Source organism: Liquorilactobacillus hordei DSM 19519 (assembly GCF_019443985.1).
Taxonomy (GTDB): Bacteria; Bacillota; Bacilli; order Lactobacillales; family Lactobacillaceae; genus Liquorilactobacillus; species Liquorilactobacillus hordei.
Genome location: NZ_CP049303.1, coordinates 2,118,806 through 2,130,739, shown reverse-complemented (window position 1 = coordinate 2,130,739; position 11,934 = coordinate 2,118,806). Strand labels below are relative to the sequence as shown.

9 protein-coding genes are annotated in these 11,934 nt (G+C 34.0%); 7 read left to right on the top strand and 2 right to left on the bottom strand.

Going from position 1 to position 11,934, the window contains the following annotated elements; genetic code table 11:
• Positions 1-45: 45 nt before the first annotated feature.
• Positions 46-1,761 carry a methyl-accepting chemotaxis protein gene (locus tag G6O70_RS12375; RefSeq protein ID WP_057870475.1) on the top strand — a complete coding sequence of 572 codons (1,716 nt, stop codon included), beginning with the start codon at positions 46-48 and terminating at the stop codon, positions 1,759-1,761.
• A gap of 727 nt (positions 1,762-2,488) precedes the next feature.
• Positions 2,489-3,751, top strand: coding sequence for an ISL3 family transposase (locus tag G6O70_RS11590; RefSeq protein WP_219934280.1), 1,263 nt, complete (start codon positions 2,489-2,491; stop codon positions 3,749-3,751).
• Positions 3,752-3,962: 211 nt separating this feature from the next.
• On the opposite strand, the gene G6O70_RS11585 is transcribed toward G6O70_RS11590, so the two are convergent.
• Positions 3,963-6,017 (bottom strand): methyl-accepting chemotaxis protein, encoded by a 2,055-nt coding sequence (locus G6O70_RS11585; protein WP_057869671.1) that lies wholly within the window; start codon positions 6,015-6,017, stop codon positions 3,963-3,965.
• A gap of 241 nt (positions 6,018-6,258) precedes the next feature.
• On the opposite strand from G6O70_RS11585, the gene G6O70_RS11580 reads away from it, so the two are divergent.
• The 3 genes from G6O70_RS11580 to G6O70_RS11570 all read left to right on the top strand — a co-directional run bounded on the left by G6O70_RS11580 (position 6,259) and on the right by G6O70_RS11570 (position 8,528).
• Positions 6,259-7,209, top strand: a complete 951-nt coding sequence (locus G6O70_RS11580) for a choloylglycine hydrolase family protein (protein ID WP_057869670.1) — start codon at positions 6,259-6,261, stop codon at positions 7,207-7,209.
• A 194-nt stretch (positions 7,210-7,403) separates the two neighbouring features.
• Positions 7,404-7,853, top strand: a complete 450-nt coding sequence (locus G6O70_RS11575) for a DUF3290 family protein (RefSeq protein ID WP_057869669.1) — start codon at positions 7,404-7,406, stop codon at positions 7,851-7,853.
• Between the two features lie 9 nt (positions 7,854-7,862).
• Positions 7,863-8,528: a DUF421 domain-containing protein gene (locus G6O70_RS11570; protein ID WP_057869668.1), complete on the top strand. Its 666-nt coding sequence runs from the start codon at positions 7,863-7,865 to the stop codon at positions 8,526-8,528.
• A 162-nt stretch (positions 8,529-8,690) separates the two neighbouring features.
• Here G6O70_RS11570 and G6O70_RS11565 read toward each other — a convergent pair whose 3' ends face one another.
• A complete protein-coding gene (locus tag G6O70_RS11565) occupies positions 8,691-9,602 on the bottom strand; it encodes a LysR family transcriptional regulator (RefSeq protein ID WP_057869667.1) in 912 nt (303 codons plus the stop codon).
• Between the two features lie 151 nt (positions 9,603-9,753).
• On the opposite strand from G6O70_RS11565, the gene dld reads away from it, so the two are divergent.
• Both dld and G6O70_RS12370 read left to right on the top strand, forming a co-directional pair.
• Entirely contained in the window at positions 9,754-11,436 is a 1,683-nt protein-coding gene (gene dld, locus G6O70_RS11560; protein ID WP_057869666.1) for a D-lactate dehydrogenase, read from the top strand.
• Between the two features lie 333 nt (positions 11,437-11,769).
• Positions 11,770-11,925: a hypothetical protein gene (locus G6O70_RS12370; RefSeq protein WP_309137216.1), complete on the top strand. Its 156-nt coding sequence runs from the start codon at positions 11,770-11,772 to the stop codon at positions 11,923-11,925.
• The last annotated feature ends 9 nt before the right edge of the window (positions 11,926-11,934 follow it).

Genomic DNA, 11,934 nt, shown 5'->3' with positions numbered 1-11,934 from the left:
CAAATACTAGGATAGGAGCATGGCAATTATCTTACATTATCGAAAATGCCAAGTGGGTACGATCCGCGTACACGTCCATGGTATAAAAATGCAATTGCTTCTTCTGGCAAAGTTGTATGGACAGCCCCCTATAAAGATGCAGAGACTGGCCAGATTGTAACAACGGCTTCGCTCGCATTGAAGAATGCTAGTGGTCAAGTGGGAGTACTCGAACTTGACTTGAGTTATAATGGGATTATTGATGCAACTGCAGATATGAAGATTGGTCGAACTGGAAGTGTGACGTTGGTTCATAAGAGTGGGACGGTAATTGTTTCAAAAGGCAAATCTCAAAAATATACATTTAAGCAAGGAAAAAGTATAAAAAATCAGGCTATCTTTAAAGCAATTGTTAATACAAGTGCCGAAAAAGGAATTTTACGGATTAATAATGTGGGTAAGGTTTACTTCGATAAAGGAAGCAAAAAAAGTACTGATTGGAGTTTTGCTGTAGTTGACAGTAATGATTTAAACAGTGAATTGAATTCAATCCTTGTGATTACGATTATTGTTATAGTGTTGATGTTAATCATTGCAGGTCTGTATGCAGGGTACACTTCTAAAGTAATTAAGGCAGCTGTGCAAGTTTATACCCAGCATTTTGAAGCAGCTAGCAGAGGTGAATTTTCTAAAATCAGGGCATCTAGTGAAAAGAAAGGTTTCAAATTGTATACGCAACCGACGAAACTGGGTAAAAAAATGAGTTCCCCTGATAAAGATGGTAATGAGTTCAATCAAATTTCATATCAATATAATAAGATGATAGACTCTGTTGGTAAGTCTTTTGCACAGATACAAGGAGAAAGCAAAGTTGTTGCCGATAAATCAGTTTCTTTGTTGGGATTGTCGGAACAAACAAGCAAAGCTACTGAAGAAGTGGCACAAGCAATTACTGGAATTGCAGAAGTGACGACTTCGCAGGCGCAAGAAACTTCGGCTAGTGTAGGGCAAGTTAGAGATCTATCAGATGTCATTACTACGTTACATGATAATGTCAAGAAGATGAATGAACGTTCATCAAACTCAAGTGAATTAAATCAGCAAAATCTGGATATTACGGACGAAGTTGCAAATAGCTGGCAACAAGAGTTAGCTAATATGCAAGAATTAGAAAAGAGTGTAGGTAATTTAAATCAACAAGTTAAGAACATCAATAAGATTATTAATGTAATTAACAGTATTTCACAACAAACAAATTTATTAGCTCTAAATGCTTCAATTGAAGCTGCAGGAGCAGGTGAAGCTGGGAAAGGTTTTGCTGTGGTTGCAACCGAGATTAGAAGGCTTTCAGATCAAAGTAAGAAGTCGACAAAAGAAATTAGTGATATTTTAGGTGGAATTCAAATAGATTCTGAAGAAATGGTTAAAAAAATGAATATCTCTGTATCTGGCGGTGAACATCAGACTGAATTGCTAGATCAAGCTATCAGTTCTTCGAAAGCTATATTTAGTGTAAATCAAGAGTTGGTTCAAGATATTCAAGAAATTGAAAAGGCTAGTGGAAAAATTACGAAAGTTCAACTGAAGATAGAAGAAAGTTTAGAGAATATTTCTGCATCAACCGAAGAAAACTCGGCAGGTGCTGAAGAAGTTTCGGCTAATTCAGAAGAAGTTCAAGCGTCAATGGAAGAGTTTACTAACCATATTGCAGAATTAAGAAATACGGCTGATACCTTAAAGAAGGTTGTAGCAAGTTTTAAATTCGAAAAAAAGAGCAGATAAAATTAATAGGCATCTTTGCTATAATGAATAAGGGATTAGGTCAAGAGTTATTTTGACCCAATCTCTTTTTTGTAGCTTTTTCTTATTTTGTCATTTTTAAAGAAGATAAATTGTGAGCTATATAAAGCGAAACTGTGTTTGACATTTTTTAAGAATAAAAGGTTGAATTTGAAACAAGTATTATTGTTAGAGATGAGAGCTGATCGTGTATGAATTTCAAATAAAAAAATAAGCTAGTCTATAAATGTCTGAGATACTAGCTGTTAAATCTTAGGTGTGGATAAATTTCCCGATTTGATGGGTGAAAATGATACATACTGTTCAATTAAGCTCAAAGTTATCAGTTACAATAATTTCCTGATAAAAATAATCTAGTTTTTTCAACAAATTCCATTTTCCATATAATCAAAACAAGTGAAAAGCCTTAGAAAACTTGATATAGATATTCAAATTTTTTGAGGCGGTACAAAGTTGAGTACTAATTTGAAGTATTGTACATATTGAGCTTTTGGTTTGGTTATGATCAATTCGAAATTAGATGGAGAATTTAAACTCATATACCACATTTATGAGTAATAAATAGAGGGATGGGATCAAAAGTGGCTCTAAAATATTGGGTGTTGATGAACTTCCATCAACACCCAATTTTCATGTACAATAAAAGGACAAGTTCCCAAATGCACCACCACATACCAACCAAAGTAAAAGTAAAGGCAAGTGAGAAAACATGTCCCAAGACTATTCTATCGAAAATATACTTCAAATCCAAGACCCAAATATTAAATGTATCAGTATTGACAATTCTGATCCCAAGAAACAAGTCATTCATGCCAAATTAACTTATTCGATAAAGCGCTGTCCACTTTGTGGCCAATCCCAAGTAGTCCGTTTTGGAACTAATTTGATCAACGTCAGGATGCCACCTATCAAAGAACGACCAGTTATCTTAAAACTGCTTAAACAACGTTATCTGTGCAAAAGAGGGCAACATACTTTTAGTGCTGAAACGTCGCTAGTTAAACCACACTGTCAAATCTCAGAAGATACCAAACAGATGATTATTCTACAGCTTACTAAAGATCGTAGTATTACTGATATTGCAGAGGAATTAAATGTTTCACCAGTGGCAGTTAATCGAGTACTTGATTCATTAGCGATTCAGACTAAGACCGCCTTGCTTACCTTACCAACTACGTTGTGTTTTGATGAATTTCGCTCCACTGGTCATCAGATGAGTTTTATTGCCATTGATGGTGATACACATCGGCTAGTTTCTGTTTTACCTAATCGCCTTAATCGAAGTATCCAAAATCACTTTGAAAGTAACTATTCCTTAGCTGAACGTAGGAAAGTTAAACAAGTAGTTATTGATTTCAATGCACAGTATCAATCCGTAATTCACATAATTTTTCCAGAAGCAAAAGTTATCGCCGATAACTTTCATCTAGTTCAAATGGGACTCCAAGCACTGAACCAGACACGCGTACAGTTAATGCATCGATTCACTCAAAATTCACGAGAATATCGAGTTCTCAAACATCACTGGCGTTTATTTTTAAAAACTTATTCTGGCTTAAATCAACGTAAACCACAATGGTTTGCGCATTTAAAGAACTGGTTCACCCAAGAACAATTAGTCTGGCAAGGTCTTGAGTTAGATTCAACCTACCAACACACTTACTTCGTTGCGCATTCCCTAGTTGATGCCTTAAGAAAGCGTGATTATTTAAAGTTCATTAAAACACTAAATCGAGCTGACAAAGTCAGCCCACAGCTTGAAACTACAATAAAGACCTATCGCAAATATCTACCATTAATTAAAAACATGATGGCAAGCAACTATTCAAATGGCCCACTAGAAGGTGTTAATCGCAAAATCAAACAAATTAAACGCACGGCATACGGCTATAGAAACTGGTCACATTTTTACACCCGGATTAGAATTGAATTTACGATTCGAATAAAAAAAAGAAAACCAATTCGAAAATGAATTGATTTTCTTTTAAAAATTTCCCATCAACAGCGGTTGACAAAGAGCCTCAAAAGTTAACTTTTCATCCCATCCCTCTATCTATCCTCTATACGGGTAACAATTTTACAATCTATGTGCAACAGTGATTAAATAAAAATATTTAAATTCTCAAATGGGACAATGATTTTCTGAACTCAAAACTATTAGATTAAACGGAAATAAAATAAATTTAAATTTTAAAAGTCTCAGCAACTTTTTTTAATGTAACTGATGACTGTTGCAATTTAGCCACATGGTTAGTAAATTCTTCCATTGATGCTTGAACCTCTTCTGAGTTAGCCGAAACTTCTTCTGTGCCAGCCGAATTCTCTTCAGTAGAAGCAGCAATATTTTCCAAACTTGCTTGAACTTTATTTTGAATCTTTTCAATTTTTTTGCTAGCTTCTTCAATTTCTTGGATTCCAAGTATTAATTCTTGATTTACATCAAAGACATTTTTGGAAGATGTAATAGCATTCTCAATCAACTTAGTTTGCTTTTCTCCGCCTTCAATAGAGACATTCATTTTATTTGCGATTTCATCTGCATCACCGCGGATTTTCCCTAAAATTTCAATAATTTCTTTAGTCGATTTTTTACTTTGATCTGAGAGCTTTCTGATTTCAGTTGCAACTACGGCAAAACCTTTTCCAGCTTCACCTGCACTTGCAGCTTCAATTGAAGCATTTAGAGCCAATAAGTTAGTTTGTTGTGAGATACCACTGATAACAGATACAATTTTGTTGATACTTTGAACTTGTTTGTTTAAAGCTTTGATGCTTGCGCCTAATTCTTTTGTTTTAGCAAGCTCACTTTCCCAATTATTTGCAACGTGATTAGAAAGTGTCAAGTTTTCCTGATTCATTTTACCAGAGTTCCGAGATTGTTTTAGCATGTTCTCGATTTTTGTTCCGAGATTACTAATAATAGTGGTTAAGTTTTCTAATTGACTTACACTATCCGAAGTTTCCTGCGCCTGTGAAGTCGTCACTTCTGCAACGCCTGTGATTGCTTGCGCTACTTCTTCGGTGGCTTTGCTTGTTTGTTGTGACAAATCTAATAAGGATTTCGACTTGTCTGCAACTGCTACACTTTCTTCTTGCACGCTACGAATTACTTTGCCCACAGCGGCTACCATTTCATTGTAATGATAGGAAATCTGATTAAACTCATGGCCTTTTTTGTCAGGTCTACTGAGCAAAAGTCCTAGTTCTTTTGAATGCAAGAAAGTATTAAATAAATTCTTATCTTCAGGAGTGCTTATTTTTGTAAATTTACCTTTGCTAGCGGCTTCAAAATGTTGGATATATACCGCAACTGTTTCTTTAATGAATTTTGATGCATATAGTGCGTAAAATGATACAATGATTACCAATACAAGCATGATAATAATTGAAATTATTAGCACGGTATGTAGTTCGGTGTATAAATCATTTTTGTCTACAACGGCAAAGGACCATTCACTGCCTTTTTTACTATAAACAATCTGGTCGGTATCGCTGTCACTAACTCGCAAAACTCCTTGTTGTTGCTTTGCAGCTTTAATCGCTTTAAATACAGAGTTTTTGGTAATATTCTTGCCGCTGTCAAAAGTATAATTCTTAGATTTACCCTTAGAGGCAATTACAGTTCCGTTCTGAGATACAAGTGTTACACTACCTGTTCTTCCGATGCTCAAACCTGAAATGGTTTTTTGAACACCATTGTAAGACAAATCAATTCCTAAAACACCAATTACTTTCCCTTGCTTGTTTTTCACTGCAATTGCAGCTGTAGTTAGCATTTTACCGGTTCCTGTATCTTTATAAGGGCTTGTCCAAAAAACTTCTCCATTTTTTTTAATTGCTCCTTTGTACCAAGGACGCTCGCGGGGATCAAAGCCAGTTGGTAATTCCGTAAAGGTAATCATCTTACCGCTAGTAGATCCAAACTCAATTTGTTCCATTTTAGTGTTACCTTTTTTAACCATCCCTAGTGCATAGCGAATGTCCTTAGAATTGTAACTTGATTTTGTAAAAATAGACGATGATGCTAATTTATTTAATTCTTGATTTGTTGAAGTATGTAGATCATCATTGCTGGCTGCTAATGTATTGACAGCTCCTCTTTGATTGACCTCATTGCGGGTAGTCATCATTGACCTTGTTGAAATGTATGAAAAAAACATTACTAAGAAGGCGGTGATCACCGTAAACCATACTAATAAGTTCCAGACAAATTTTCCTAAACTCTTTTTTGTTTTCATCTAAAAGACACTCCTCTTCATTTAAGAACACCTACACTCAACTAATCGGTTTTTTTTTCTGAAAATTAAGAATTAATAAGGATAAACTTAGAATTTAATTTGTGATTGTAAAAATATGATGAAAATTATATTTTTCTAGAATGTTTTTATAATGATGTAGATATTACCTTTTTCTTGATATATAAAGCGAATAGATCTACCATCAAGGTGAACTAATTAGTTAATGAGGGAGTGGAAATATATGTGTACAGCAGTCACTTTTTTAACATCAGACAATCTGCATTTTTCAGCTCGAACAATGGACTTTTCATTTGAATTAGATGCAAAGCCGGTTTATGTTCCAAGAAAATATAAATTTAAATCATTAGTTCCAGATACAGAATTTGTAAGTAAATATGGCTTTATCGGAATGGGTAAAGACATTGACGGTTTTACATTTGCGGATGGTTTTAATGAACGAGGTTTTTCAATAGCTTCACTGTATTTTGAAAAGAACGCAAAGTATAATGAAAAATCAAAAAAAGACGCTTTGAATATAGCATCTACCGAGATGGTATCATGGGCTTTAGGAAATATTGAATCAGTTGCGGAATTTGAGAATTATTGTCAAAAAATTAACGTAGTAGCTGTTATAAATCCGTTGCTTCAAGTAAATGTTCCACTTCATTGGATTGTTGCAGACAAAACAGGAAATACTGGCGTCTTAGAAATAACAAAGGATGGGTCAAAATTTTATCATAATTCAGTTGGCGTTATGACTAATTCACCAGAGTTTCCATGGCATCTGGATAATTTAAACCATTATACAAATTTACAGCCTACGGAATTTGAGCCAAAGCAATATGGCGATTATACAACTGTTTCTGATGGTCCAGGGTCTGGTGCTTTAGGTTTACCAGGAGACTATACAGCAGCATCAAGATTTGTTAGAGCCGCATTTTTACGTCAATACTCTGCCCCAGTGAAGGGAACAAAAGCGGGTGTTAATGCAGTGTTACATATCTTAAATGCTGTGGATATTCCTAAGGGTGTTAAGGTTACAGCCAAGGACGTTTCCGACTATACACAATATAAGGCAGTCATGGATTTAGATAATTTGAGTTATTATTTTATGGCATATGATGACACGAAGTTAAACCAAGTTGAGATTACTGAAGACTTGCTACAAAGTTCAGAAATAAAAATGTTCTAAATAAAAGTATAGAATATTTAAAATGAAGGAACTGATTTAGAAGTTCCTTTTTTGTATTAATTAGTGTTTTTGAATTAAAGCGAACATTAATTGAATTTATGAACAATTGTGATAATTAAATGTTGAAGTGCAATTGTATCAGAGTAGCTCAGAATATCATAAAAATTATCAATAAAAGAAAAGGAAAATTTGCAATGAATTTTTATTCTTATGATTACCTAGTTCATCAAAATAATCAGCAAAATATTTTTTATCTTATTAGTATTGCCACCGTAGCAATAATTGCTATTATTATGGGGGTACTTTGGTGGCGGCAGCGGACAGAATTAAAATATCGTGATTTATTTGTGATAATGATGCTGTTGCTTTTTCTAGTTATTGGAAGTCAGGTAAATGAATGGCAGAACGTAAGAAATGAATATAGTCAAAAATCACAAGTAATTCGAATTGTTCAGAGCGTGGCAAAAGAAAAACATGTAAAAAGAGACCAAGTATGGGCAAGTACAACTAATGTTACTAGTGGGATGTTGATTAAAGTTAGAAAATGCTTCTATAAAATAGAAGTGAACGATGATAGCAGTAGCTTTACAATGTCTAAGTCTGTCTTAATTAATCGTACAATTCATTACGTGAAGGTGAGGTGAAAAATTAAAATGTTATCCTATACGGATATAACAATTAAGTTAGCAATTGGATTGTTAACAATTATTTTGCAAATCAATTTATCTGGAAAAAGTAACTTAGCTCCTATTAATGCCCTTGACCAAGTTCAAAATTATGTTCTAGGCGGAATTGTTGGAGGCATGATTTACAATGAAAGCATTACTGTTTTGCAATATATTTTAGTGTTATTGATTTGGACGTTACTAGTAACAGTTTTGAGATTTATCACAAAGCATAATAAATATATGAAGTGGTTAATTGACGGGAAACCACAGACCTTGATTAAAAACGGAGAATTAATTGTCGCCACCGCACTGAAAAATGGAATGAGTGCTAACGATTTAACATTTCGTTTGCGAACTGAGGGGATTTCAGATATTAAGCAAGTAAAGTTAGCTATTCTTGAGCAAAATGGACAATTAACAATTACTGAGTATGGGGATGAAACAATCAAATATCCCTTAATTTTGGATGGACAAATAAATGAAGCCATTTTGGAAGAAACAGGACACAGTATTGAATGGCTCCAAAAACAATTAGTAGGTAAAAACTTGGAAGTCAAAGATGTATATTTGGGGACATATGCAAATAAATATTTAAACATTTATACATATGCTGAAGCTAAAAGTAGTAAGCAAAATAAACACGTAACATAAATAGGGGAAATTAGAGGAATAATCAAAAATTATGAACGTGACAAGTATTTTGTTATGAGTACTTCAAAATCAGACGCAGAATTTTAACTTATAAAACGTGGCCATGGGTAATAAATAGACGAATGAATTGAAATTTAATTTTTTAAACAGCGAGATTGATTATTAAAGATCAACTTCGGTTCCTAGTTCGCTTGCGATGAAGTTTAATAATTTATTTTGTTCACTTGTAAAATAATGATTGCGTCGATAAGCGATACTTGCAATTAGTTGTGGTTGAATTTTATCTAGCAATGGGATGCTTACGATACCTGGATGATTATTTTGTGCAACTTCAGAGAGTATAGTGATGCCAACGTTTTGAGAGACCATATCCATTAGAAAACCTACATTATTGGTTTCGAGGACGACATTTAGCTTGAAATTATTAGCTTTAGATAAAATCTGTGCGACTTTCAAATGGACAAAGTTCTGGTTTAATAATACGAAGTTTTCATTTTTTAACTCGGAAAAGAAAATTCCTCTTTTTTGTGCTAAAGGATGCTTTTTTGATAAGAAAATATGGAAATTACTTGTAGCAAAATTTTGAATTATTAAGTCATTTTGTGTGATTTCAGAGAGCTTTTCAGTATTTAGAGAACCAATTAAGGCAACATCAATTTTACCATTTTGAAGAGATTTTCGAAGACTGTTAGATCCTGATTCATAGATTTTAATGTGGTTTAACAAGCCTTTATCATTAAGTCTCTCGGCGATTTTGTAAAAATATGTATTTTCAATTACAGAGGCCAAGCCTAGATTAAAGACTTTTGCATTCAATCGGTTAATTTCTTTTTTAGCCGTTTCAAATTCATTGATAATTCTAATTGAATGCTGAAAGAGTTGCTCCCCTGCAGGTGTGATAAGAAGTTCTTTACGGGACGATTCACGAATCATTAGTTTTGCATCAAATAAAACTTCTAAGCGCTTGATTGAATTACTAATAGCAGGTTGGCTAACATTGTAGAACTTAGCGACTTTTGAGAAATTTCTTAATACATACAGTTTTCTAAAATATTGGATATCTTGAATGTTCATAGTCACCAGTACTCCTTTTTTATAACATATGGTTATAGCTTTTATCAAATTTGATTATACACTTACTAATAATATATCCTATAAGATGTTTTTTACACAGATATTAAAATATAGGTATTTGATATAAATTTTGTTTTGTGAGGGAGAAAAAATGTCAACAGTAGAAGAATTAAACACAGTTGTCGGGAAAAAACATGTTATTACAAATAAAGCAAAGTCACTCCGTTTTCGAAAGGGATATCGTTCAGGTAAGGGCGATGCCTTGGCTGTCGTATTTCCAGCAAATTTAGTAGAACTCTGGCAGGTACTAACAATACTGCATCGGCATGATATTATTATTATCATGCAAGCTTCTAATACAAGTTTAACAGAAGGATCTATACCTGCAGAAGGATATGATCGTGAAGTTGTTGTTGTGAGTGGTCATCGTATCAAGAGTTTGCAACTGATTAACCATGGAGAACAGGTGCTAGCATTTCCTGGTACGACACTATTTAAGTTGGAAAATGCTTTGAAGCCAATTAATCGTGAGCCACATTCAGTAATTGGTTCGTCAACTCTAGGTGCTTCTGTAGTTGGAGGAGTCAGCAATAATTCTGGTGGTGCATTGATTCGACGTGGACCAGCTTATACTGAATTATCCTTATATGCAAGAATTGACGAGAATGATGAACTGCATTTGGTCAATCATTTGGGGATTGATTTAGGAACAACTCCAGAGGAAATCTTAACTAATTTAGAACAGCGTAATTTTGATGTTGATAATGTAAAGAAGGCTGAACATTATGGACATATTCCAAATTATCAGGCACGTGTACGTGATGTTGAGGCTGATACACCAGCACGTTATAACGCCGATCCACACCAATTGTATGAGGTTTCTGGTTCAGCAGGTAAAGTTGCAACTTTTGCAGTTCGTCTTGATACATTCCCTAAGGATGGAGCATCACAAGTTTTCTATATAGGAACCAATCATCCTAATGTATTGGAAGATCTCAGACGCCATATCATGAAAAACTTTAAGAATTTACCGATTTCGGGTGAATATATGCACAGTGAAGCCTATACTCTGGCAAAAAAATATGGAAAAGATTCCTTAATAGTTATTGATAGATTGGGAACGGATTTCTTACCATATTTGTTTTCATTAAAAGCGACAGCAGAAAGAATTTTGGGGCATTTTCACTTCATTAAACCATATTTACCAGATAGAGTTTTGCAGAAGTTAGGAATGATATTCCCAAATCAACTTCCGAAACGCCTAGAAGAATTTCACGAAAAATATGAACATTACCTTATTCTAAAAATGGAAGGTGATGGTATTCAAGAAGCGCGTGAATATTTAAAGACGTATTTTCAAACTGCTGAAGGAGATTATTTTGAAGCTACTGCGAAAGAAACGAAGCGTGCTGAATTACATCGTTATGTAACCGCTGGAATTGCAATTCGCTATCAAGAAGTCTTCCAAGACACGATTACTGATATTTTACCAATTGATGTTGCATTGAGACGCAATGAGTATGATTGGTTTGAAAAGTTGCCAAAAGAAATTGAAGATAAGATTGAACACAAGTTATATTACGGGCATTTCTTGGACCATGTTATGCACCAAGATTATATTTTAAAACCTGGTGTGGATCCACATGAATTAAAGGAAGAAATGTTGAAGTTATTGGATAAAAGGGGTGCGATCTACCCTGCAGAGCATAATGTTGGACACTTGTATAAAGCAGCACCGGCATTAGTAGCACATTATAAGAAGAATGATCCAACAAATAGTTTTAATCCCGGTGTCGGTAAGACGACAATAGAGAAGTACTGGGGCGAGTACTAAAAGTATTACAATTTTGTTTGTTGAGATATGTTTAATATATTGGAGGCTGGATTAAAAGTTAAATTTTGATCTGACCTCTATTTTTATTCCAGATAAACGTGCTAGATAAATCGTTGTTCTATTCTCAACTCAAAATTAATCATAGTAAACCAGAACATGTTCATAGTTTCGTATTAGTGTACAAATTTTACTGACTTTTGTTTTTTTTGCCAGCTAAAATCAATAAATTTAAAATTATCGTAAAGTATTACTGTTACAGTCTTGCAACTTATATTTTTGGGAGAATAGTATGTAACACAAGAGTTTTTTATTGGTGTACGGGGGGAATTGATAGTGATGAGTGGGAAAGTTGAATTATGTATAGAAAATGGAAAGGTTTTGAATGTCTATAGTCGTCAATTTGAAGAAAAAAAGTTATGGATTAATAATGGGAAAATAGTAGCAACTGGCAATGCTAAGCTAGATGCAGCAGAATATTTTAATGCATAGAATCGCTAT